Source organism: Bacteroidales bacterium, from assembly GCA_012517825.1.
GTDB lineage: Bacteria > Bacteroidota > Bacteroidia > Bacteroidales > JAAYUG01 > JAAYUG01.
In genome coordinates, this window is sequence record JAAYUG010000170.1 from 1 (window position 1) to 25,829 (window position 25,829).

13 protein-coding genes and 3 tRNA genes are annotated in these 25,829 nt (G+C 44.8%); 7 read left to right on the plus strand and 9 right to left on the minus strand.

Annotated elements, in window-relative coordinates:
• Positions 1-351: DUF1080 domain-containing protein (locus GX419_11890; protein ID NLI25396.1), on the plus strand; the 351-nt coding region annotated here is incomplete at its 5' end.
• Positions 352-377: 26 nt separating this feature from the next.
• Positions 378-1,730 carry a Gfo/Idh/MocA family oxidoreductase gene (locus GX419_11895; GenBank protein NLI25397.1) on the plus strand — a complete coding sequence of 451 codons (1,353 nt, stop codon included), beginning with the start codon at positions 378-380 and terminating at the stop codon, positions 1,728-1,730.
• Between the two features lie 54 nt (positions 1,731-1,784).
• Here the strand turns inward: GX419_11895 and GX419_11900 are convergent.
• Positions 1,785-1,859 (minus strand) — tRNA-Val (locus GX419_11900).
• Between the two features lie 118 nt (positions 1,860-1,977).
• Here GX419_11900 and GX419_11905 point away from each other — a divergent pair.
• Positions 1,978-2,052: transfer RNA gene (locus GX419_11905), tRNA-Val, on the plus strand.
• A 694-nt stretch (positions 2,053-2,746) separates the two neighbouring features.
• On the plus strand, positions 2,747-3,706 hold the full coding sequence (locus tag GX419_11910; protein ID NLI25398.1) for a ChbG/HpnK family deacetylase: 960 nt from the start codon (positions 2,747-2,749) through the stop codon (positions 3,704-3,706).
• 1 nt (position 3,707) lies between these two features.
• On the opposite strand, the gene GX419_11915 is transcribed toward GX419_11910, so the two are convergent.
• Positions 3,708-6,362: a transglutaminase domain-containing protein gene (locus GX419_11915; protein NLI25399.1), complete on the minus strand. Its 2,655-nt coding sequence runs from the start codon at positions 6,360-6,362 to the stop codon at positions 3,708-3,710.
• Between the two features lie 295 nt (positions 6,363-6,657).
• Entirely contained in the window at positions 6,658-7,788 is a 1,131-nt protein-coding gene (locus GX419_11920) for a redoxin domain-containing protein (GenBank protein ID NLI25400.1), read from the minus strand.
• Positions 7,789-7,861: 73 nt separating this feature from the next.
• Here GX419_11920 and GX419_11925 point away from each other — a divergent pair.
• The 3 genes from GX419_11925 to GX419_11935 all read left to right on the plus strand — a co-directional run bounded on the left by GX419_11925 (position 7,862) and on the right by GX419_11935 (position 9,529).
• A tRNA-Ala gene (locus tag GX419_11925) sits at positions 7,862-7,938 on the plus strand.
• A 252-nt stretch (positions 7,939-8,190) separates the two neighbouring features.
• Complete coding sequence (locus GX419_11930) at positions 8,191-8,655, plus strand: hypothetical protein (protein ID NLI25401.1); 465 nt, start codon at positions 8,191-8,193, stop codon at positions 8,653-8,655.
• Between the two features lie 97 nt (positions 8,656-8,752).
• Entirely contained in the window at positions 8,753-9,529 is a 777-nt protein-coding gene (locus tag GX419_11935; protein NLI25402.1) for a ThuA domain-containing protein, read from the plus strand.
• A 36-nt stretch (positions 9,530-9,565) separates the two neighbouring features.
• Here the strand turns inward: GX419_11935 and GX419_11940 are convergent, their stop codons facing one another.
• The 6 genes from GX419_11940 to GX419_11965 form a co-directional block, all read right to left on the minus strand.
• Complete coding sequence (locus tag GX419_11940; GenBank protein ID NLI25403.1) at positions 9,566-13,711, minus strand: response regulator; 4,146 nt, start codon at positions 13,709-13,711, stop codon at positions 9,566-9,568.
• A gap of 240 nt (positions 13,712-13,951) precedes the next feature.
• The gene (locus tag GX419_11945) at positions 13,952-15,118 is read right to left on the minus strand and encodes a hypothetical protein (GenBank protein ID NLI25404.1); all 1,167 of its coding nucleotides are present in this window, start codon (positions 15,116-15,118) and stop codon (positions 13,952-13,954) included.
• A 59-nt stretch (positions 15,119-15,177) separates the two neighbouring features.
• Complete coding sequence (locus GX419_11950) at positions 15,178-18,648, minus strand: PKD domain-containing protein (GenBank protein ID NLI25405.1); 3,471 nt, start codon at positions 18,646-18,648, stop codon at positions 15,178-15,180.
• 140 nt (positions 18,649-18,788) lie between these two features.
• Positions 18,789-20,291: a T9SS type A sorting domain-containing protein gene (locus GX419_11955; GenBank protein NLI25406.1), complete on the minus strand. Its 1,503-nt coding sequence runs from the start codon at positions 20,289-20,291 to the stop codon at positions 18,789-18,791.
• Positions 20,292-20,370: 79 nt separating this feature from the next.
• Positions 20,371-22,098, minus strand: a complete 1,728-nt coding sequence (locus GX419_11960) for a RagB/SusD family nutrient uptake outer membrane protein (protein ID NLI25407.1) — start codon at positions 22,096-22,098, stop codon at positions 20,371-20,373.
• A gap of 24 nt (positions 22,099-22,122) precedes the next feature.
• Positions 22,123-25,314, minus strand: a complete 3,192-nt coding sequence (locus tag GX419_11965) for a TonB-dependent receptor (protein ID NLI25408.1) — start codon at positions 25,312-25,314, stop codon at positions 22,123-22,125.
• Positions 25,315-25,829: the final 515 nt, after the last annotated feature.

The window sequence follows — 25,829 nt, forward strand, 5'->3', positions numbered from 1 at the left end:
CATTACGGTTATGAGGTACAGATCGACAATAAACCGGAACTCTCGGGGGAAGATGAATACCATTACTCGGGAACGCTCTATTCCCTTACCAAACCACTGGCAAAACCCTGTAAACCCGGCCCTGAATGGAATACATACGAAATCACCCTCGACGGACTCCGCACCATTGTGTATGTGAATGGTGTGAAGGTTACCGACTATACAGAAGGACAGGCGGTACCGGATCGCAAATTCGATTTTGAACCTGTTCGCGGTCCCCGGCCTGACTCAGGGTATTTCGGTATCCAGAACCATAGCGATAACGACGTAGTTTTCTTTAAAGAAATTGCCATTAAGCCTTTGAAAAAATAATTTCCTAACCTGTTAAACCAAACTGTATGAAAACCAAAGTATCCCGCCGCCGGTTTCTGCAAACCGGTACGGCTGCTGTCGGAGGACTGGTCGCCGCCGGCAGCATACCCCTGAAAGCTGAAGCACCGGCATTCTCTGCAAAAAAAGTTCCTCCTGGTGAGCGTCTGCGATTCGGCATTATTGGTGTCGGCATGCAAGGCTCCGGGTTGCTGGCAAATGCCATCAGCCTTCCCGGAGTGGAATGCGTTGCAGCAGCTGATCTTTACGATGGACGGCATGTGCTTGCCAAAGAAATTACCGGAAACCCGGCGCTTTTTACAACCCGTGATTACAGGAAAATTCTCGACCGAAAAGACATTGACTGCATCATTGCCGCCGTTCCCGACCACTGGCACCGGAAAATTGTTGTCGACGCCTGCGATGCCGGCAAGGATGTGTACATCGAAAAACCTATGTCGCATAAGGTATCAGACGGCTTCGATATGGTGGAAGCAGCCCGCAGGAACAACCGCATCGTAATGGTGGGCTCGCAGCGTGTAAGCTCCACTTTGTGCGCCAAAGCACGGGAAATGTATCAGAACGGCGCCATCGGTGAAGTGTCGATGATCGAACTGACCCTGGGGCGTAACGATCCTACAGGAGCATGGCAGTATCCTCCTCCTCCCGACCTTTCGCCGCAGACACTTGACTGGGATACCTGGCTGAACGGCGCTCCAAAAATTCCATTCGATCCGTACCGTTTTGCCCGCTGGAGATGCTGGAAAGAATACGGTACGGGCGTAGCCGGCGACCTGATGGTGCACCTTATCAGCGGTATGCTGTTTACTCTCGGATGGAACGAAGTTCCCAGGTCCGCCTCTTCCCTCGGAGGTATCTTCCGCTGGAAAGACGGTCGGAATATGCCCGATTTGCATACGGTTCTCTTCGATTACCATGGAATTCCGGTCTATGTGCGGCTCGGACTGGGAACTGAAACCCAGGAACTGGCAAGGTTTATGGGACCAAAAGGAATTCTCGACCTCGGAGAGTTCAGCCTGCGCTATGCTCCCCAGCCGGGAATTGACCTCGCCCCCAGTTATTATGCAGCCGGATTCCCTTCAAAACTCCGCGCCGAATACGAGGAAAAATGGTACAAGGAAAATGCCCCGGCACCAGGAAAGGAACCCCTTTACGATGAAGTATTTTACCGCGGACATGATTATGACGACATGAAACCCCACCTGCTGGCCTTCTTTGAAGCCGTGAAATCACGACAGCCTGTTGTGGAAGATGCCGTTTTTGGAAACCATGCCGCCCTGGCCTGCCACATGGCCAACGAATCATACTTCAGGCAAAAGCCCGTATTCTGGGATGAATCTTCCCGATCCATCCGCGATTGAGAAAAAAGAAAAAGGGGATGTCTCAAAACGTTGTTTTTCGACATCCCCTTTACGTGGGCTGTGCAGGATTCGAACCAGCGACCTCATGCGTGTGAAGCATGCGCTCTGAACCAACTGAGCTAACAGCCCTTGCAACAGTGCGCAAAGATAAAAAAGTTCGCCGAAAAGCATGGAGCAATTCCATGAAAAAAATTTTGCAGAAACAAAAATGCCGTTTATATTTGCACTCCCTTTTCAGGGGTTACCGGGGCGCTTAGCTCAGTTGGTTCAGAGCACCTGCCTTACAAGCAGGGGGTCATAAGTTCGAATCTTATAGCGCCCACTCGTCCGGATACATCTTTTTGTTTGTATCCAACCTATCCAGGATAATTCTTACCAGCCGGGTTTCAAACTGCATTCCGGCTGTTTTTCGATAATAATCAAATGATTTCATAAAATACCGACTTATTATCCCCGGGTTGTATACATGCTTTTGCCGTTAAGCCATTTTACCATGACGCAATTGATCTAAGCCGGCTCTGTTGCGTAGAATTTTCCGAACCAAAACCCTGATAAACCCAAATGATAACCTTTTATAGCTTAATGTAAATATCGTAAATTTGTATTTTGTTAAAATTTACATTTCATACTTTTTCAAGTTAAATAATGAGCAATCTGACCAAATTCAGCAACATTTTCAATAATTTCCCCTTCCGAAAGATTGATGAACAAATTGAACTACCCGTTTAATGGTGCGTCATATTTCGAATATTCCTCTTACAACTTTCAGAAAATTTCTTGAATCTAAGGGTCTAAAAATTATTCGTACCAGAGGAGGGTACGAAATCTGGTCCAGAAAGGATTTGCACAGGCCGGTTGTAATGCAGTCACTCATATCACCTGTCCCTGAATTTATTGTAAATCAGATATTAAAAACAATCGGATCAAATCGCGAAGAACTCGGAAGATTTATGAATTCATAATTATTTCTAATTTAGTTGCTGGTTAAAAAGCTTACCATTTTCAATTGAAAAAATATGAAACCACAAATTTTTGCCGCCCTTTTAATCAGCACAGTTTCCCTTTCTAATGGCTTTAGCCAGAATCAGAAGACCCTTGCCGAGCGGCTTGGATACCCGGCCAATGCCAAATTGCTCATTATTCATGCCGATGATATGGGCCTTTCGCATTCTACCAACATGGCTGTTATCAAAGCCTTTGAAGCAGGAGGAGTAACCTCAGGCAGCGTGATGGTTCCCTGTCCCTGGTTCCCCGAAATTGCCGATTATGTAAAACAGCACCCCGGACTGGACGCAGGCATCCATACTACTCTGACGTCCGAATGGAAATTCTATAAGTGGGACGGGGTTCTGCCTTCCTCCCGGATCCCGAGCCTGATCGATACCAACGGATACTTCTACGATGAAGTTGCCCCGTTTGCAAAGCATGCCCGGGCCGATGAGGTGGAAAAGGAACTTCGCGCCCAGATCGACAGGGCCATTGCTTTCGGCATTGACCCGACCCACATCGACAACCACATGGGCACCATTCTTGCCCGTCCCGACCTGTTTGAAACGGCTCTGAAGCTTGCCATGGAATACAGACTGCCCATCCTGATACCCTCGCAGATGATCAAAATGTATGCACCGCAGTTTCTCGAAAAAATCCCCCCCTATTTTGCCATGGTCGATAACCTCCAGATGCTGAATGCCTGGCCGAAAGATAACAACTGGCCTGAAGCCTACAAACAAATGGTTCAAAATCTGGTGCCAGGGCTGAACGAAATAATCGTTCATCTTTCGTATGACAACGAAGAGATGAAAGCCATCGCCATTGACCATCCCGACTTTGGATCAGCCTGGAGACAAAACGACCTCAACCTGGTGCTGAATCCGGAATTTCAAAAAATATTGAAAGACAACCACATAATTTTTATTACGTGGAAACAGATCCGCGACCTTATGCGCAGGGAAATGGATACCCCGAACAGCCGCTAACCTATTTTGCCTTGGAGAACTGGTCTGCCATTTTCAAAATGCGCTCGCCAGTTTCGATCATATAGCCTTCAGAAACAATAACTATTTCTCCGTTCGCGCTGCACAGGGCAACCAGAGGAAGATTATTCTTTATGTCATGGCCCGACAGCCTGGAAAGTTCCCTGATAAGCGCTCCGGAAGCATCGGTTCCGACAAACGATTTTTCCGGCAGTTTATAGGTTGCCAGAACTCCTGTCTGCCCCTTGTTCTCTGAGGGAACAACAAATAATACACTGCCTTCCCACCGGTTAAATTTATCAACCATCTGCCCGATATCGTGCAGTACGTGCTTCGACGGTTCTTTGTCAGGTTCCAGTATGATCAAGGCATTTACACGGCCTTTCAGCCAGTTTCCAAGTTTTTCCTCATTTCCCGAAGCTGACTGCAGCCCGAAAACGTCCGGATTCAGCTTCCCGGCAGAAATCAGCCGCGCTGTCTGCTTCCGTATTTCAACAGGTACCACCGATAATTTCCCGGGATAGACTTCAAAGAAACTGATCCGGCAAAGGACCGACCCGTCATTCATCCTGTAGCCGGTTACCAGCATATAGCTGCCTGCATCAACTTCAGCAGGCACTTTATTCTCTGTCAAGGTTGCTCCTTCAGGGAATTCAAGCGTACGGAAGAAACCATCGCGCAGGATTCCTGTCGTGAAGTGTTTGTAATACATAGGAACAAATCCGTTGTTCTTGTTAACGAATTTCAGAAGTCCTCTGGCAACCTCCGTTTCCTTTTGAGACCCGAAACCGGCTCTCAGCCATTTCCCTCCCCGGTAATATTCCGGGAACTTTGTTTCAGGATTCAGTCGGGCAGGAATGCCGAAAGTACGGCACACGGCCACAAAGAAAATATCGCGCGACAAGCGATCTGTGACTCTGAGATGGTAAACCCCTGCAGGTGTTAATGGTGCCCGCGAATGCTTGTTGGCCTCTTCATTCACTGTCAGATTTTCTGTAATCCAGCTGGTGAGAACGGATATGTCGCTACGGAGTTTATTCCCCATTTCCCGGCCAAAGGAAGAAAGCAGAAAGCCCCTCCACGGACTCAGCATTTCATTGGCAACTCGCGGCGACAGTACATACCGGTCGAAAATTTCCTGAGGAAGGTCTGCAGCAGCTTGTTTCATGCCGGCTACCGCATCCAGATGATCAGCCAGCGTCTGTTCCTTGACATCGGCAAAATCTTTGTCAGACAATTGCGCCAGGAACCGTATCATTAATTCGCTCTGCGACCCGCTGTGGGTTTCGATGAACGATGTTATTTCTTTCCAGTTTCCATAGCTCTTTTTAATGAACGGCATTATTTCTTCGCCAGGAAGATTATGCTGTTTGGCAAATGATGCAATCCAGGCAGAGTCTTTAAACGTGCTGCAGTAAGCATTTCGAATTGAATCCTCCCTGGCCAGCCGCAACGTGTTTTGTTTTCTGAGCTCTTCCGGAATCTTCTTATCAATCTTTCTGGCCGGCGGAGGGACGAGGTCAAATGAATCAGAAAGCCCCGCATAAGAAGCAGTTCCGAGAACCAGAACAAGGGTGTCAGTTGCTGGCACACTGAGTTTTTTCCAGGTAAACGCACCGTTTTTGGCTGTCCAAACCACCAAATCGCCCATACCGGTAAGAAAGCCCGAAAATCCGTTTTTATCGGTATAATTCACAGCAATCGGATAAAACTCGGCATAATTGTAAAGCTGGTATTCTACTCTGGCACTGTCGGCCGGAGTGCCGTCAGGATTTTTCACCAGCACGGATACCTTTTTTGTGGCGGTATAGTTTGAAGTAAGGTTTAATTCAGAAAATCTGTCGGCATTGGTAAGAACGGGCTCATCGCCGAAATAGCGGCCATAGGTTCTGGTATGGACAAGCATAACGCGGGAAGAGGGTTCTGTAAACCATCCCATGTTGAGGTCCACATCGGGTTCACAGGCACCCAGGAAGTACCATTTCCCGTCGATCCATACTTCTACCCAGGCATGGTTATCGTCAGTATGTGCCCACCGGGGTGTGTAAACCTGCCGGGCAGGTATTCCGGCGGTGCGCAGGGCCGTAACTGTAAAAGTCGATTCTTCGCCGCACCGTCCAAATGCCTTGCAAATTGCGGCGAGAGGAGAGCTTGTTCGTTCGTCGGTTCCCCGGTAGGTCACCTTTTCGTGGCACCAGTGGTTGATTTCCAGTGCAGCTTCCTTCATCCCGAGTCCCTGCACACGTGCCCTTATTTCATCGTACATCTGTTCCCTGAAATGGTCAAGATTTTCGTTGTTAACCCGCAACGGAAGAACAAAATGCAGGAACACATCTTCGGGAATGGATTTTCCCCAGGGCATCTCATTCCTTGCTTTCAGTGAATACCTTACATTGGAAAGAAAGAACTCCGGCGTGTAATCGGCCAGATCACTCAAAGGCATGTAAGCATAAAGAAACTCCATAGCCTGCCGTTCGTCTTTTGAAAGATTCTGCTGAAAAATATCCCAGATCGGAGTCAGACTTTTGGAAGTCATTTCTTTCTGCACCTGAAGCATTCTCTGAATATCATGCAAACGCTGAGGGTTTGTAATCAGATCACGCTTCCCGCACGACAGAAGCATCATTGCACAAGCCAGAAGAAGAATTCCTTTTCGCATAGTTCAGATAGTAAATTTGTTATACATTCTTAATGCCCGGAAGCTTCCGGAGAGTCACACTGCACGCCTGCATTTCCAATCCCGGACTGTGCATCAGAAGTACAAACGATCTAATACGCAGTGGGTCGGCCTTTAGTGCCGGCATCCGGGTTAACCCCGCTCAGGTTAACCCCGCCGAAACGCAGTGAAAGCGGCCCCTGGGCATATTGCGCACTTTCTGATGCGCAACGTGGATTAAGCGAACAAAGATACAATTTTCCCTTAGTGGATGGCCGAAAACTGATTCAAACGGCCTTTATTTTCCGTCATCGGCATAGTATCGGCCCAGCTTGCTGATAATCAGTTTCCTCACCTGGAGCGGATCAATGGCCCCCTGATAGGCATAGATTACTTCACCGCCCGGTGCAATGAACATCGTATAAGGCAATGCGCCCGACCAGTTTTTGTCGACTGCATCAATCAGCTTGTATTTATCGGAGCCGCTGTAAATAAAGTTTTGTACCGCCGCGTGTTTGTTTTTCAAAAAAGCGAGAACCTGGGGTTTGTTCTTCAACGCGTCAGCACTGATGGTGACCAGGGTAAAATTACGATTCCCGTACATTCTCTGCATTTTTATAATTTCAGGAAGCTCCACTATGCAGGGACCGCACCAGGTTGCCCAGACGTTCACCAGCATATATTTGCTGGTTTTATTCTGCAGAAGCTGGCTGATACCGCCGGCTGAAATATCTCCGAGTACAACAGGCCGTGCTTCCCACTCAGCGTCCAGCTTTTTTCTCCACTCAGCTTTTTCTTTCCATTTGATGGAACAGCCAAACGTTTTGGTTTTTTCAACAGGAACAGGTTTCCCTTCAAGGAGAGCCTGAAGGGCTTCCCTGGCATCTTCCCTGTTTGGCTTGATGTATGGGTTTTCTGTATCATCAATACGGCCTGAATAGCGAAGCTTACGGAACGAATCAAAAATAAAAACGTGCGGTGTGGCCGTTGGGCCATATTTTCTCGACATTTCCTGCTTTTCTCCGTCATAGAGGTAGGGCATGGGAAAATTCCTTTCTGCGGCACGGATTTTCATTTCCTCAAAACTGTCGCCCAGGTCGCTGTAGCCGAGTTCCTCCAGGCACAGGGCATCCGGACTGTTGGGGGAAACCAGCACAAAAGCGGCTCCCCTGGGTGCAAAATCATAGTACAGATCGAGAATTTTCTGTTCATAGGCCTGTGCGGTGGGACAATGGTTAGCGGTAAAAATAATGACAAGAATGGCCGAATCGCGGAAGTCGTCAAGTGAATAGGTTTTACCGTCGATGCCGGGCAGGCTGAAATCAGGGGCAACGGCACCAACAGGCAGGGTTTTTGGCTCCTCTCCCCTGACCGGATTCGCTATACCACAGGCAACAAAAAGCAGGAAAAATAAGGCATATGTTTTCATGGTGCTGCAAATGTTTCTCAAAAATAATTCAATTCTCCTAAATTCATTTCCTTTTCCTACCTTTGCGCCCTGAGGGGATATAGCTCAGTTGGCTAGAGCGCCGCAATCGCACTGCGGAGGTCAGGGGTTCGACTCCCCTTATCTCCACCACTATTCCTGGCAGAGGCATTATTTTTTACCCGCCTTCCAACCGATTATCGACTTAGCAACTAATCGGCCTGTTATATTTACTCCGGCAAGCCAGATTCAAAAAGGAATTTTGTTTGATGGTAATTTTGGTTGATACTGTGTTTTCATTTCAACAACCCTCCATACCATTTGCCATATTTTTCTTTATTTTTAAGGTCAAATCCGCATCAACAAGAAACTGATGCCGTTACTAACCTTACAAAACCTGAAATTATGGAAGAACTTGAGAACAAAAACAACCAGGAAAACTTCATGTTGATAAACCAGGAGATTAAGACATCCCTTCTTGAATCAGCCCGGTGGGGAAAATTTTTAGCAATCGTTGGTTATATTTCAGTTGGTTTTCTGATTTTAGCGGGCTTTCTGATTATGATAGGATTTTCTTTGGCCGGCCGTTATTCTGAAACACGTTTTCCTATGGTAATAGCAGGATTTCTTTACATTATAATAGCCATACTGTATTTCTTCCCTGTCTACTACCTTTATAATTTTTCCGATCAGATGAAAAAGGGGCTTGGATCCAATAACCAGCAGTCCGTTACTTCGGGATTCTTACATCTGAAATCCATGTTTAAATTCATTGGAATCCTTACCATCGTTATCCTGTCGATCTATGCCCTGATATTGGTGATTGCCATACCCGCAGCGCTGTTCGCCAGGCACAGCTTTGCCTACTGAACCATTTTGTTACCGGCTTGCGGAGACTGATTTCCGCTATCTTTGAGTAGATTTTTTATTAAAAATATTTCTTATGCGCAGACCATCAACCATTTCCATGACAAACACCCTGACAAAGATTTTACTGACCCTGTCAGCCATCTTCATTCTTTCAGCCCCCCTGCATTCTCAGTCGGCCGTAAAGCGGCGCATCCTTGTGGTGTATGGCGGCTGGGAAGGGCATCAGCCGAAGGAATGTGCCGGTATTTTCATTGACTGGCTGAAAGGATTGGGCCATGATGTTATCGTATCTGAGTCGCTTGATGTTTACACCGACAAAAACCTAATGAATTCGCTCGATCTGATCATCCAGGTATGGACGATGGGGCAGATTACAGCCGAACAGGAAAACGGGCTGCTGGAGGCAGTGAAAAACGGCACAGGACTGGCAGGCTGGCATGGCGGGCTGGGCGACTCATTCCGGCAGAATACCGAATACCAGTTTATGGTGGGAGGGCAATGGGTTGCCCATCCGGGAGGTGTGATTGATTATGAAGTTAACATATATGATAAAAACGATCCGGTAACCTCCGGGCTTTCCGGTTTTAAAATGCACTCGGAACAATACTACATGCACGTTGATCCGAACGTAAAGGTTCTTGCCACCACCACCTTCAGCGACAAATATGCATCATGGATAAAAGGCTGTGTAGTTCCTGTGGCCTGGAAAAAATACTACGGAAAAGGAAGGGTGTTTTATTCATCGCTTGGGCACCAGGCAGTTGATTTCAAGGTTCCGCAGGCCCTGGAAATCATGAAGCGGGGCATCTTATGGGCGCTTGACAGCAAATACAAGCCAGTGGAGAAATGGACAAGCCCGGTATATGCAAAGTGAATTCCTGCTGAACGGCAATCTGCCGGTAATCTGTTTCTACTTCTTATCAGTCAGCGTTTTATCGAGATATTCCGAAGGGGTCATCCCAAAATGCTTTTTAAAACACCGGTTAAAGTAAGAAATATTGTTAAACCCCACCTTAAAACAAACCTCTGAAATATTATACTGACCGGTCATCAGTAACACAGCCGCTTTCTTCAGACGGAATGTACGAATAAATTCTGTGGTAGACTGATGAGCAAGAGCCCTGAGTTTAACGTGCACATTGCTTCGGCTCATCCCCATTTCGTGCGAGAAGTCCTCAGCTGAAAAATCCGGCTCTGTAAGATGTTTTTCAACAATTTCTGCGGCTTTCTGAAGGAATGCCTCATCGGTTCTGCTGCGTGCCATAAAGCGCAAATCCGGGTCTATTTCATTAAGGTACTTTTTAACCAGTCTTTGACGGTTTTCAATGATGTTGCTGATCTTCAGCTCTAAAACCCGAAGATTGAACGGTTTAATCAGATAGTCATCGGCTCCGCTTTCAAGACCTTCGATTTTGTCTTTTTCAGAATTGAGCACAGTAATAAGAATCACGGGTATATGGCTTATTCTGACATCCGATTTGATAGCGCGGCACAATTCAATTCCGTTCATTTTCGGCATCATAACATCACTGATCACGATTTCGGGGAGGACATCCTGTACCATCATCAATCCCTCTTCGCCATCGGCTGCCTCATAAACGTCAAATTTCTCATCAAGGCTGTCCATTAAAAAGTTGCGCAATTCGTAATTGTCTTCAACTATCAGAATTTTCCTTTTCGGACGACCCGGATCAAGAAGTTCCTTCTGAATAGCTGGATGCGAATCAGGTAATTCCTGTTCCTCAGCATATTCTGCTAAATCGTGTATCACAAAATGATCTTCTCCCCGGGGAATCATTTCTTCCGGCTTAAGATGACCGGTATCCATTGGAATAGCTACACAAAAAACAGATCCTTTGCCCGGCTGGCTGGATAAAGTAATAGTACCTCCGTGCAATTCAGCAAACTCTTTTGCAATTGATAATCCGATTCCTGAACTGGTGGCATTGTATGCTGTCTGACCGGGAATCTGATAAAAACGCTCAAAAATTCTTTCCTGCAACTCGTAAGGTATTCCGATACCTGTATCCGAAATGCACACCTGAGCCACAGAGGCATTGTTCCGGTTGTCCTTTGCCATTTTGATCAATACACGTACTTTACCTCCATCGGGAGTAAACTTAAAGGCATTGGAAAGAAGGTTAAATAGAATCTTTTCAAATTTTTCGCGGTCAATCCATACGGGCAAACTCTCTGTTTCCGGTTCAACTGAAAATTCTATGGAATGATTGACTGCATAATCCTCAAAATAGCGCGATACAGCCCGCACAAACGCAACAAGGTCGGTTTCAGATGCATTCAATTCGATTTTCCCGTCATCAAGCCTGCGCAGGTCCATTATCTGGCTGACCAGCCTGGAAAGCCTGTTTGCATTTCTATAGATCACCCTGTATAATTTTCTTCGTTCATCTGAACCCAGATTCTGTTCGTGCGTTAAAAGCCTTTCCAGCGGCGACAATATTAATGTTAGTGGCGTTTTCAACTCATGCGACATGTTGATAAAGAATCTCAGTTTGGTCTGGTTTACCTCCTTCATTTTTTCCTTTTCCATCCTTTCCAGTACCAAATTATGCCGGTACAAATTGCGGGCTTTTATATAGCTATAGCCCAGATAAAACAATAAGAAAAGAACAGTGCCATATACGGCATAACTATACGGGGAACGCCAGAAGGGCGGTTTAATGATTATCGGAATATTTTTTGACGCTGTCACACCGGTAATTCCATTGATTACCTTAAGCCGAAGAATATATTTTCCCGGCGGAAGATTGGAATAGGAAGCATATCGGTAATTCTGAACACTGATCCACCGATGGTCATAGCCCTCAAGAAAATAACTGTACTGATCTTTTCCCGGATTCACAAAATTCAACGCACTAAACCCTATAGAAATAAACGACTGATTATAGTTAAGTACAAGATCGGTGATGCGTGTAACTGATTTTCTTAAAGGAGAGTTTTTACCAGGAACAACCGGCACATTGAAAATCCTGATATCGTTTATTACCAGGGGGTAGATAAAACTTTGAACAGAAAAAAACATCGGATTGAAAAAGGTCAGTCCGCTTTTCCCACCAAAGTAAAAATTTCCGCTTTTCCCGCGGGCATAGGCCCCGTGATGAAATTCTATAACTCCCAGTCCGTCTTCCGTTCCAAAATTGACAAAACGTTCCGTGGCGGGATCAAACATACTTAATCCCTGATTGGTACTGATCCATAAATTACCCCTCTCATCCTCAATGATACCATTGATGGTATTGTTGGGCAAACCATCCCTTTCATAAAATGCCTTAAAGGTTTGATTCTTTTCATCATATCGGTTCAAACCGTTTCCTGTGCCTATCCATAAAAAATGATTGTGATCTTCGTACAGAGCATGAATGGCATTGTTGCTTAGTGAATTTTTTTCAGGGCTATGCAGAAATTGTACAATCTTTTTCTGTTCCGGATCAAATCTGTTCAAACCCTTGAAGGTTCCAATCCACATTCTTCCTTTCTGATCCTCATAAAAAACTGTAATAAAATTGCTCGTAAGCCCACTTCCTGAGGAATCAACCCTTTGCAGAAAGTTCAGAAATTTCCCTGGCTCTGACGGATTCATCAGGGTTACCCCGCCATGGGTTCCTATCCAGAGCAATCCGTTACGATCACAAAATACAGAATTAACAATATTGCTGGGCAAACCTGTCGTATCATGGGCATTAAAGAGGAATGTCCTGAACCGGCCCGAACGCCTGTCCAGAAACGTAAGCCCTCCCCCATATGTACCGAACCATATATTCCCAGATTTATCCTGGCATATTGTCTGAACAGCATCCTCTTTTATACCACCAGCCGGGCTGTTCCCGGGGGTATAATAAAGGATCTTATTGTTTTTACGGTCGATGAAATTGATTCCGCCTCCGTTGGTCCCTACCCACAAATTCCCGTCAGTATCTTCCATTATTGAAAGAACATAGGCATAATTTAGTCCGGGTCTTGTTCCTGCCTTCTTCGTCAAATGATTAAACTGAATAAACCTCGACCTGGATAAATTCATACCTCCTTCCTTGGTTCCTATCCATAAATTCTTCTGCCTGTCCTCAAAAATGCAGGCTACAGCATTATTACTGAGAGAATGTTCATCAAATTCATCATGAAAGTATGGATAAAAGCTGTCATCTTCCTTCCGGTATAAAATCAGGCCTCCGTCGGTACCAATCCAAAACCGGTTCTGCGAATCCTGGAATATTGCGCTTACCTGTTTGTGCGGCAAACGGGGAGGAAGAAAGAAATTTTCCCTTATAACTTTCTGAAGATTAGGATCATAACAGAAAAGCCCTTTTTCAGTCCCTATCCATTTAAACCTGTTGTGATCTTCATAAATACCCAGAATTTTGCAGTTCCTGAAAAGATCCTTTACTGCGGAAGAGGTGATTTCCTGAAAATCACCCCTCACATTTCTGTACACCCATACCCCAAGGTTAAGAAATCCAACCCACAAATTTCTGTCACGGTCTTCATAAAGTTTTGAAATGTTTCCTGTTTGAAAAACGGGGTTGGGAACTGACAGTGAAAAAACCGGATGAAATTGTTTCAAACCTGAGTGATATTCGAATAATCCAGTATTTGTTGCAGCAAATACTGAACCTCTTGAGGTTTTTATCACATCATTAACCTGAACATCGGATATCTTTTTTCCTCCTCTGAAAAACGGAATGTTTTCGAAATAATCAAATTCTGAATTATATCTGGCAATGCCTGAATTAGTGGCGACCCAGAAATCATCCCCTGCGTCGGGACATATTCCGTAAATCACATTGTCGGGAAGGCTGGTTGTGTCACCGGGTACATTTCGATATATTCTGAACGAAAATCCGTCAAACCGATTAAGACCGTCCTCCGTCCCGATCCATATAAAACCGGTTGAATCCTGAAATACACAATAGACATGGCTGTTTGACAAGCCATTATAAACAGAAAAACGATCGAATGCAAGGGTCTGAGCCGAGCTTTGTGGCAGAAAACCAGCAACCAACCATACGCAAAAAAAGATAATCCTGAAGGACTTATCCATGGAAAGACTTCTGCTTAGTTAATAAAACACATTCCATCCTGGTAAAGTTAGCAAAGTTGGGCAAGATTCCTTCAGTTATCGTTATTTCATCTCAATCAGTATTCCAACAAGGAAACAGGAGAATGATCTGTAATCAAACAAGTGCCTGTTGTATCGATTAATGTTCCTTTTGCAGGAATTTATGCTGCTGGCATACTGCTAAAGACCTGTCTTCGGGAATAAATTAATGCATGATGCCGGTTAGTTTTTATCATAAAGAGCCGGTATCCTGTCAAGGAAAACAATCAATGAATCCTGTTTGAAACGGATAAAATTTTCTTCTAGTGGTGATCCGGGGAATGGAGTATTGTAGAATTGGGTGGATTGATTTCTCCATACCATGATATAGGCAATGTGTTTTGCCAGCGAATCGTTTTTGATAGGTTTAAGAAGACGGTTTGTAAACCATGTGGTGTCTGTGTAATGATTCAGCCCTGTTTCCGTAAGGGCCGCAATTTTCCCCCGACTCTCGGCCGCTTTAACCAGAGCCCGCAGATTGCAAAGAAAAAGACTGTCCTGTTCATCAGCAGTGATGCCGGGTATGTAATCAGATGACCGGCCCACATCCCAGTAATTATCCAGGCCGATAATATCTACATATTCATCACCGGGATACGCATAGAAAAAATCATTGATTTCGCATGGATTCTTCATGCGGCTGCGGTCAGGAGAAATGGCATAAAGGATCTGATGAATCTGCATGGTATCCCGCAGGTAATGCACCATAAATCTCCATAATGCAATAAATTCCTGTTCGGAACAGGACTTGGTCCCCCACCAGAACCAGTCACCGTTATGTTCATGGAATGGCCTGAAAATTACCGGAATGGGTTTCCCATTGGAATCTTTCAGATTCCTGATGAAATTTCCTGCGTGGTCAAGTAATAATTTGAAATATCCGTGCAACTGACCTCCGGGAAGAAGCTTTTCAACCACCCTTGTTGTATCATAATACATTTTGTTGGTGAAAGGATTCTTTTCGTGCCAGCTGATGGTATTGACACCCCCCCTGGCATAATGCGCCTTAATAAGGGGGACCATCTCGGAAAAAGGAATGCTATCAACATTCCAGCTCTCAAGGATGTGCCCGATATCCCACCCGCAAACGGCAGGATAAGCTCCTGTTACTGATTTGATATCGCACACCTCACTTTCACTTCCCTTTTTTCTTTCTGCTCCATATAGCAATGCGTCCTGTTGGCCGAATAAAATAAACTGCCCGGCCATTTTATGCAAATTGATGTAGAGCGCTTTTGTTTCGGATGTTAAATCAGGATCAACAGGAGAAGCAACTGTTTTCTCTGTCTTCCTTTGACAGGAGAAAAGTGTGAGAAAAATCAGAACGAAGAAAAATTCAAATCCTTTCATAATTCCTGCTGATTAGGGTTATGTGCTCTTTTTGCCACCTCCTGATAAATTCAGCGTCCCTATTTCGCGTTTATCTGAACAATCTTCTTCCAGATTCCTTCGCCGGAAGCAATTTCAACAAAATATATACCAGGCGGGAGTGAATTGTTGGTTTGAAGTTCAATTTTACGAACTCCTGCAGGTGGTATTCCGTTATAAAGCACATCCAGACACCGGCCCTGGAGATCAAATAATCTGACCATAAGTTTTCCCGCATTGGATGGAATTTCCATCCAGAATATTCCGTTGGAAGGATTCGGGTATATTGTAACAGGATTTTCCGGAATATTACTGATATGCGTTCCAAGGACAGCTTTTACAATCACCGTATCGGTAACCGGATCGCATATTCCATCACTCACATGAAGGACAATCCGATAAAAACCTTCTTTATCGGGTCTCATACGGGCAGAAGAATCGTTCTGATAATACAGTACCGTGCGGCTCCCCTGCGGCAAACCTGCCAGTTCCCAGAAAAAGGTCAAAGGATCATTATCAGGGTCATAACTTTGACCACCGCTTAATGTTATCCATTTTCCTACTGTAGCTGTAATTGTATCTCCTGCGATTACTGCTACGGGTTGAGCGGAAACCAGAATGGTAATGGTATCGGGCAATGAAACCCGCATTTCAGATGCCCGCACTATGAGAGCAATCTTATAAAGGCCTGATACACTGGGCATGAATTGTACCTTATTCCCTGTTTCAGACGAAAGATCAAGTCCGCTTCCTGCAGGCGATGCTATCACCTGCCATGAAAAACTAAGGGATTGCCCTAAAGGATCACAACTGGCTGAACCATCCAGAATGACCATCCGGTCGCGGGGCACTTTCATATCATGCCCAAGAATGGCAATCGGATCCCGGTAGGGTGCCTGATATTTTACCTTTACCGCTATGTCCTTCCCAAAGGAAGGCATAGAAAATTCGGTAAAATAATTGACAACAGAAACACTATCTTTTACCGTTTCTGTTCCGGTTACCGGATCAACCACATGTATTCTGTAATATCCGAAAGGAAGACTGTCTGCTTCCAGAACCACACCCTGATGAGCCGACAAAGTACCCGAATCATAAATATATGCAAGGAAAACTGAGTCTGCCTGCAGGGCATACGACTTCAGTGAAGGATAGGATGAACGGACGGCAGGTATTATGGCCTTTGGATAACCATAAACAGCCACATCAAAATCAGCAAAAAAGGCTTTAAGGGGCTTGAAGTATTGATACCAGTTGTTGGCAAATGCCTTATCCCAGTTCCAGTGCCATACCGGCAGGTTATTCATCAGACCAACCCAGTACGCTGAACGAACTTCATCTCCGTTTTCGTCAAGATTGGTTTTACCGAATTCTCCGCAAATAACCGGCAGGCTGGTTTTCGACCGCTGTATGGCATACCGCTGAAGAATACTGCCCGCCACATCATCGCCATAGGAATGAAAATGCATCACATCAAGAAATGAATTGTTTCCCAGAGCTGCTACCAGCGGATGATCCATCCATCCGCTTACACTGGTGGATACCGGATGATGAAAAGGATCCGTTTTCTTAATGAATTCACCCATTTCCTCATGCCATGCATCGACATTTGTGACCCATGAGGGAGGATTATTGCTTGTATTTCCTGTCAGATCAACTTCATTGAAAAGCTCCCAGCTGAATAAGTTTGTTGCATATCCCCAACGTGCAATAATATAGCGAAGCAAATGGCGTGTCAGTTTTCTGGCAGTAGTATTGCTGAAAAAGTCGGCAGCATGTTCCAGAAAACCTCCGTTAGCAACATTATATGGATTATCAGCCCAGTTTGGATTGACATTCTCTGAATACATACCATGCTGAAAAAGAGTCAGCTGAAGGTTAATACCCTGGCTCATACAAAGGTTAAATACCGAATCCAGCATGGCTGCTGCTTCCTGGCTGTACCGGCCTATCCCTTTATAAAAGCTGTATCCGTTCTTCCACTCCAGGGCCTGGCTGCCAAAAGGCACCAACCAATATCGTATGGTATTCCCTCCGTTTTGTCCAATCGATGTAATCTGCTGGTAATAATTCCCTATCTTGGCATCAAACGAAGTCCAGTCATTGCTCCATGCCACATTTTCACCTATAGGAATTACGGGTTCTCCGGTGGTTCGACGATAGTACTGCCTGTTTACATCAGGCTGTATGAACCCTTTTGCATCTGATTCAGCCACAGCAAAATCAACCGGACCGGATTGCCAGGTACCGCTTTGATCGGTGAGCAGAATATATATTCTGTAATTACCGGCCACCGGAGGAGTGAAACGAACCATCCAGCTAAAAAAGGAGGAATCCCTTTTCCAGCCTTCATCATCCATAAACATGTATTCCTGATAGAAAGCAGGAATCCGCATTGTATCTGCTCCACCGGGCAACACAACAAGGGCATCCGACATTACGATGTCGGGGTCATATACATTGGTGTAAGAAGTTCCTGTTTGAAAGGCAAATTCACATTTTTGCAACTTGCGGGGTGATGTTGTCAGCACGCATGGCCCCATTATTTTTGTCCCGGACGGATAAACAAATAGCAAAACCGTTCGTGAGGCAGTATTATTGTCATTATCTTTCACTGTAAGCGTAACGCGGTAACAACCCGGCTGGTCATAGACATGATCTGCAATTTCCCCGTCGTAGCTGGAATTATCTCCGAAATCCCAATGCCAGGAAGTAATCTGACCTCCGGTATCATAGGAACCAGATCCTTTCAATACGATGGAAGTACCAGGCTCAGGAGTCAATGTGGGTGTTTTAATAACCGGTACAGGTTTTCCTGAATAAACCCTTATTTGAACCTGTTTTTTTGAAGTGTTGCCCTCATTGTCGGTCATTGTCAGGCTTACCCGGTACAACCCAGGAGAGGAATAGCTATGAACCGTTGAATCACCTGCAGCGATGTGTCCGTCTCCGAAATCCCATAAAAAACTTTCAATGGTACCGTCAGGATCATATGCATTTACCGCTTTAAATGAAGCAGGTTTGTCAGCCACAATGGTATCAGGTTCAATCAGAACATCGCCCACCGGGCTTATGCCGCTAATCTTTATATAATCGAGGTCGAACCAACCCCAAAATGCCTTTATTGTGATGGTATTGGTTCCCTGGTGCAACGATATTGCCTGGTTCCAGGTCACCTCAGTAAAATCATTCACCTGCTCAAAAGCCATGATTCCGGCATTCTGGTTGTTCACATAAATATATTGTTCTTTGTAACCATAGGATGAGCGATAACCGACGGCCATGATGTAGTTCCGTGTTGCAGGAACGGTTACGGTAAAAGTTACCTTATACGTTGAATCATTGCTGCGAAAAGCCACATATCCAGTACCTGAAAAACCGGTTCCGTCGTTTTGCACGGTAACTTTTGAAAGTGAGGCAAATTCTGCTTCATAAATGACGGACTGCGGCAAAACCTGAAAAGAAAAGAGACAGGAAATAACCACAGCGGATAATTTACCGATTCTTCGCATTGTTCTTTCCGTTTTGTTCAGCAATGATTTCATGTTCACAACCTGTTTAATTTATTCGTTGCTAATTGAAAAGAAATCCTGGCGTCCGGAATATCAGTAGTGATTTCAAATCAGACGCCAGGATTTTCTTTCTTCAGTTATTATTTCACCATGATTTTCTGAGAATAGCTTACGCCCTTGTTATCAATAGCTTTAACAAGGTACATTCCTTTGGCAAGGTCTTTGGTGTTAACAACCTGCATATCGGTTGTTGCCTGCACAGAGAGCACTTTCTGGCCAACCAGATTATAGACTTCCACATTCCGCAAGCCTTTCAATTCAACCTGCATCTTATCACTTACCGGATTAGGATATACTTTCATTTTGTTGCCTGATGCATATTGATCAACACCGGAAGTTCCAACCAGTTTCAATCCGCCCCATACACCAGAATTCTGATAAGCACCGGGGTTATCATTAGGTGTGGAAGACCATGTCAGAATCTGTTCACGGTTACCGGTTGCGGGGTTGTAGTTATTCATTTGTACTTCAAATCCGAGGGTATCGCCCTGATGGATCGTTTTGGCCGCCAGACAGGCATCATATGTATTTACATCTTCGTTGTTGAAATACATGGGAGCCCAGGGTATTCTGATTTCAAGATTGTATCCGTTTGAGGTCGATTGACTGAAATATTTCAGATACAATGATTTGGTCGAATCGGCATAATAAGGAGCCAGCTGAATGCCTACCCAGATACTGATATCACTCTGCGCACCTCCATACGGGAGAGTAATCTGATGCTGACGCATGTTGTCAATGGAATTCAGGAGAAGTTTATTTCTTACGTCCACATAAAGTTGTGTTCCGTCCTTTTTCCAGCTGTCAGTTCCGTCATATAGAAATGGATTGGGGTCAGTCACCGTAAGGAAGAGGTAGAGATAATTATCGTCCCATGTACCCATAAAAGAGGCTGCATATCCCTGGTTAACGTTGCCGTTATTCACTTCATGAATATCAGCATAGTACCAGCTATCTTCGATATCCATACCGTCGAATTCAATAGCATCCACAGCTTTCTTGATCGGAACAACTACCCGGGGAGGAACAACAGGGATAGAAGGCGGGGCAACAAACTTGAAATCATCAAAGTAATAGGTTCCGGGAACAGGAGGATTGTTATTATTATCCCAGCCTCCTACATTAATAGTAAAGGAGTCAACAGCAGGAACTCCGATATTGTCTTTGATCAGCTCCACCCAGGTGTCATTTTCGGTAATGGATTCTGACCAGAATTCCTGTTTAACAGCCCCTTCTGCCCATAATTTCACATAAATACGACATCCGTATTTGGCAAGGGAGTCGGCATTAACTCCCGATGCCTTCATTTTGAAAACGAATCGTTTGTTTCCCGAAGTAACAGGAACAGACTGAGCCAGTTTGACCCACACTCCTGCATCCCAGGTTCCCAGTCCCGCGTCTTTCACCACCATCAGAACCTTATTGTTGGCATCAGCCGGATCATCAGTTATTGCAGCCGGAGTGGTAAAAGTCCAGGAAGAAATAGCATAGTTTTCCGGAGTCTGAAAATCAGCCACCGTTTGTGTTTTTGCTGCCACTGCTATCAGAAGCAACATGGAGAGAGTAAACAATACTTTTTTCATAAGCAAACACGATTTAAGTTAAACATAGGGTTAAAACATTATAGTGCATTGATATCAATGCCATAGTTACATGATCCTATTATTGCCATCCTTTGTACTGAACAAGGGCACCCTTGCTGAGCTGAATTTCGTTATACGGAATGGGGAAGAATTCATGCTTCCCTTCTTCAAAATCAACAACATATCCTTCGCCAAGAGCTGCAAGAGTGATTCCGCTGATATATTTTTTGGCCAGCCTCCAGCGGACAAGGTCGAAAAAGCGCCATCCTTCCATGGCAAGCTCAAGCCTTCGTTCATGAACAATATCTTCGAAGGAGATATCGGTAAGATCTTCAGGATATCCGGTATTCCCTGACATTCTGGCCCGTTTTCTGATCTGATTGATGTAATTCAGTGCTTTGGGTTTATCGCCGGCCATATAAGCCGCCTCAGCAGCCATCAGCACGACATCCGCATAACGGATCCAACGGACATTCATGGGGCCTTCATTGTCGTTTGTCCTTCCGTTCCAGTATTCCTGCGGAGAGCATTCATATTTGCGACTGATAGTTTGTGTAGGAAGGTTGCTGAATGACATGGGGAACCATTTTTCCCCTTCTGTTTGATCGTTTACGAGAATAGTATCTCCGGGTCTTCCAATCGAAGTGGCAAAACGCGGATCGAGCTTTGGATCAACCGGAACTGAATGCAGGCCTGTTTCCCTGGAATCCTGATTTCCGAACGCATTGACCATGTATGATGTCGGCAGATTGAAGCTCCAGCCTCCAACTACCCTGTCGGAATGGGTAGGATCAGAGGGACGGTAATAGTACCTTACCGTGAAATAGGTTACGATGTAGGAACCTCTTGTATAGGTCCATCCCTTCCCATCCATTACATTCTGAATTTCCCATATTGATTCGGGAGAGTTATCCCCGTCGAGTGTAAATATCCACCTGTAACCGCCAACACCTCCGTTTGGATTACGCCATGACGGAAACCTCTCACCATTGATCCCTACTAACTGATATTCTCCGGAGTTAATAACTTCTTCTGCATACTGAAGGGCTTCAGTCCAGCGCTCCTGCATCCCGGCAAAGCGTTCATCTCCGGGGTAATTCTTGGCATACGACGACTCATACAACAAAATTTTGGCCAGCAATGCCCTGGCGGCACCTTTTGAAACACGACCATAGTTGGGAGCCAGCTGGCTTTTCTCTTTCAGATAAGGAATGGCCTCCTTCAGATCCTTTATCATAAAGTCGTACACTTCTTTAAGGGAGTTCCTCGGGGTGGAAAACATAGATGGATCAACAATCTTGTCGGCAATAGGGACTCCTCCATAAACCACAGCCAGGTAGAAATGATAGAAGGCCCTCAGAAATTTCATTTCTGCAATCCGCTGATCAACCAATGCCTGGTTTACTTTTGTATCAGTAGCTCTGATTTTATCAACCCGGCTTAAAAATTCATTGGTCATTCTGATTCCTTTGTAACAGTAACCCCATGAATCAAAGATAGTTGACAACATCGGGCTGTGCTGAAGCCGGTCAACTGCCTGGAACTGTGGCCAGTCATTTGTGTTTTCTCCTCCCACTTCCACATCATCGGCAGCACTGGCATATCCCATAAAAATGTAATAATCAAAAATATCACGGGTACAGAGAATTCCATATGCGGCAGTAGCCGTCATATCAAGGGCATCAAAATCCTTGTAAAAAGTCTCTTCCGTTTCCATGGCGATAGGCTTCAGATCAAGAAAATCTTCGCTGCAAGCCACGAGAAACATCATTGTAAGGAAAACCGGGATGCTGTATATCTTTTTCATTTGCTGAAAATTTTTATCTGAGACTTAAAAATTGACATTTAATCCTACTGTATAGATACGGGCCTGTGGATAGGCTGCTTTGTCCAGACCCCGAACAAGAAGGTCCGAAGAACCAACCTCCGGGTCATAACCGGAATACCTGGTAAAAGTCAATAAATTGCTGGCACTCACATAGAACCTAAACCGTTCAATTCCGATTCTGCTTGTCCAGACCTGTGGAATAGTTATTCCTAACTGAATGTTTTTCAGGCGCAGGTAAGCACCGTCTTCCATATAAAAGTCAGAAATGGTCGAGAAATTATTGTTCTCATTCCGTGGATCAAGACGCGGATATTTGCCGGCATGATTTTCCGGGAAGAGTAAATTTCCGGCCCGGTCATAGATGTTTTCGCGATAGTGATTTTTAACATAATCAGCACTCCAGTTGAAGGCACCGTCCATATTAAACATGTAGAACTTGGTAGCATTGAAAATCTTGTTTCCGGCCACACCCTGCAAAAAGACTGAAAGATCAAACCATCCATACTCCAGGTTGATGTTCATACCAAAGAGATACTTTGGGTTCGGATTTCCCATAGGTACCATATCTGCATCGGTGATTCGACCATCTCCATTAACATCCTTAAACCGGAAATCACCAGGTTTCGCCTTCGGCTGGGCATAGATTTTATTTCCCGAATTGTCAATTGTATAAGGCTGATTGGTTATGACAATAACATTATTTATGGTATCCGCATCTTCTGGCTTAAAAAGTCCCTGGGTAATAAAACCATAGTATTCTCCAATGGGCTGCCCGTTAATGGTCCGGGTAAGGTATCCGTTAATTCCTTTGGCCGAACCTCTGAAAATTGTGTCAGGCCGTATTTCTCCGGCTTTGGTATTCACATAAGTGAAGTTAAAATTCACCGAATAACTTAGTTTGCCAAGCTTGTCTTTCCAGTCAGCGGAAATTTCAATTCCTTTATTGGAAATATTCCCGACATTAGCAATGGGATTAGCCACTCCTCCTTCCTGATAACTCGATCGGACAATCCAGCCTGCATATCCCGGAGCCTGCACCTCCATGAGCATTCCTTCATTGTACCGTTTAAACAATTCCGCTGTCAGATACAGTTTGTTTCCAAAAAAGCCCAGATCCAGCCCGAGGTTTTGCGTAACTTCTCCTTCCCAGGCCACGGAAAGATTGGCCAATTTATTCGGGGCTGCACCCAGAGCCTCTGTGGTGGTATTATCGAAAGAATAGGAATATACGTCCAGAACACCTATGGTAGAGAAATAAACATAATCAGGAATTGCGTTGTTGCCCACCTTTCCCCATCCATACCTTAATTTTCCGAAACTCATGAAAGGAACCTTTTCTTTCACTATAGAAAGTTCCGAAAACTTAAACCCGAGAGAGAAAGAGGGGAAATTTCCAAACCGTTTACGTGGACCAAACTTTGATGAAGCATCCCTTCGAAAATTTGCCTGGGCCAGAAATATTCCTTTGTAATCATATCCAAGTCGCCCATAATAGGAATATCCGCTGCTTTCATTCCCCGCCCCGTTGGGCAACTGGGACAGCAACGTATCGTTCTGACTGGCATTAAAATAGCGCATTTCTCTCGACTCATTGATCAGATCCCAGCGGGTGGCGTTCATATATTCTCCCTTCGCATAACCCGCCTCAAATCCGGCCATGGCAGAAATATTATGCACTCCGGCCAGGGTGACATTGTACATTACCCTGTGCTGCCATAACCAGTCGTAGTACCAATCTGACTGTTTGTAAACTTTCGAATTGGGATTCCTGTTGGATGGTGTGATAAAATAAATTGGATAAAAGTCATCCGTTATGCCAAAACTTGCTGTTCCGGTTATTTTATTCTCATAGGAAAGCCCTTTAATCGGCTCGAGTACCGCAAAAACTGATAGTTTGCCACTGTTATTCTGACTCTTATGATGAAGAAGTTCAACCGAAGCCACAGGGTTACCGGTATTGCCCAAAGGAGTAAACGACCAGTTGCCCGTGGTGTCATAAGGAGGCACAAACGGATGATAGTTCAGGGCAGCAAGAATTGGCGTATGATACTCATTCAGAAGTTGCCACTCCTGGTAACCATGATAGATTTGCCTTCCGAACGACATATTTTCGCCTACCCGGAACCAGCCTGTCAGCTTCTGATCCAGATTCATCCGGACGGTTAGCTTATCGTAGGAGCTGTTCCGCAAAATTCCTTCCTGCGTAAGGTATCCGACACCAAAATAATAGGTCGATTTGTCGGTCCCCCCGGAAATACCTAAATCATAACTCTGCATGGGAGCCGTCCTAAAAATAAGATCCTGGTAATTATAAGTGGCAACTGTATCGGGATTAGGAAAAGTAAAACGTCTTCGCCTGAGTAACGCTTCATATTCCTTATACATGGTGGCAAATTCGGGACCATTAGCCACATTAATGTATTTGGCCGCTTCCTGCCATCCTGTATAAACATTCAGTGTGGCTGTGGTTCTTCCCGATTTTCCCTTTTTTGTACTGACAATTACTACTCCATTTCCTCCATTCGCACCATAAATGGCCGCGGAAGAAGCATCTTTCAGAACACTCATCGATTCAATGTCATTGGGATTGATGGTTTTGGGATCAGCCGGCACACCATCAACAACCCACATCGGATTTGTACCATTAATTGAAGTGATACCGCGTATCATAATATTGACATTGGAACCGGGTGCTCCGGTAACCGATTGGGCAAAAACACCTGCGGCCCTCCCCTGAAGAGCTTTGTCGATAGAAGAAGCAGGCACCTTAACCAGATCCTCACTGGCAACTGTGGCAACTGCTCCCGTCAGATCCGCTTTTTTTTGCACTCCGTAACCAATTACCACCACCTCATCCAGCTTTCTCACTTCCTCTTTTAATGTAACCTTTAGTTGACTCTGGTTCAGCACCGGAATTTCGACCGGCGAATACCCTACAAAGCTTATCACCAGTACCTCACTTTCATCCTGAACCGATAAAGAAAAATTACCTTCAAGGTCTGTAACAGTACCTCTCGTTGTTCCTTTTACGGAAACATTTACTCCAGGCAGGGGAAGATTATTTTCATCGACTACAGTACCTGTAAGTACACGTTGCGCATAAGCAGGGTGGCTAAACCCGATCAATAAGAGCGCAATGACAGCTCCTCCCCTCACCGCATTCCTTAAAAATGCCTGAACGGTAGAAATTTTCATATAGGTTAGTTTTGGGGTTTAAAAAACAATTGATTATTTCAAATTTAGCTTATGCCCTGCGTTCTTTTATTGTACAATTTTTGATTCTGTTTGTATGAATTGCCAAATTGTTGTATAAATGTTCAGGAATTGAACATTTATGCAATAACAGTTCTTTCATCCAGGGTAAATACAGAAAAAATCACATTATTAAAGGATACCTGACCTTCTGCTGTCCAAATGTCAATAACTACATCCTCAGAGGTTTAACATAACCCGGATCTATGAATAGCCACTTATTTCCTGATAAAAAAGAGGGAGATGAAATTCCGGCTGTTTCCTGCACGGAATAATTGTGAGAAAAAACTTTTCTCTTTAAGCTTTAACCCTGATTCGTCTTGAAAAACTCAATTGACGAATCGACTAACAAAATCTAATCAGATTTTATACCTCAGGATTACCTCGATAAGTCAATAGAAACAAGTTGTTTAAATGTTTTTTGTGTTTCTGTTGACTCATCTCGTTTAAAAAATTAA

Bases quoted from the DNA above. Each gene is read 5' to 3' on its own strand.
- GX419_11950 (NLI25405.1), bottom strand. From the start codon at position 18,648: ATGCGAAGAATCGGTAAATTATCCGCTGTGGTTATTTCCTGTCTCTTT.
- GX419_11910 (NLI25398.1), top strand. From the start codon at position 2,747: ATGAAACCACAAATTTTTGCCGCCCTTTTAATCAGCACAGTTTCCCTT.
- GX419_11960 (NLI25407.1), bottom strand. From the start codon at position 22,098: ATGAAAAAGATATACAGCATCCCGGTTTTCCTTACAATGATGTTTCTC.
- GX419_11945 (NLI25404.1), bottom strand. From the start codon at position 15,118: ATGAAAGGATTTGAATTTTTCTTCGTTCTGATTTTTCTCACACTTTTC.
- GX419_11965 (NLI25408.1), bottom strand. From the start codon at position 25,314: ATGAAAATTTCTACCGTTCAGGCATTTTTAAGGAATGCGGTGAGGGGA.
- GX419_11895 (NLI25397.1), top strand. From the start codon at position 378: ATGAAAACCAAAGTATCCCGCCGCCGGTTTCTGCAAACCGGTACGGCT.
- GX419_11935 (NLI25402.1), top strand. From the start codon at position 8,753: ATGACAAACACCCTGACAAAGATTTTACTGACCCTGTCAGCCATCTTC.
- GX419_11930 (NLI25401.1), top strand. From the start codon at position 8,191: ATGGAAGAACTTGAGAACAAAAACAACCAGGAAAACTTCATGTTGATA.
- GX419_11940 (NLI25403.1), bottom strand. From the start codon at position 13,711: ATGGATAAGTCCTTCAGGATTATCTTTTTTTGCGTATGGTTGGTTGCT.
- GX419_11920 (NLI25400.1), bottom strand. From the start codon at position 7,788: ATGAAAACATATGCCTTATTTTTCCTGCTTTTTGTTGCCTGTGGTATA.
- GX419_11955 (NLI25406.1), bottom strand. From the start codon at position 20,291: ATGAAAAAAGTATTGTTTACTCTCTCCATGTTGCTTCTGATAGCAGTG.
- GX419_11915 (NLI25399.1), bottom strand. From the start codon at position 6,362: ATGCGAAAAGGAATTCTTCTTCTGGCTTGTGCAATGATGCTTCTGTCG.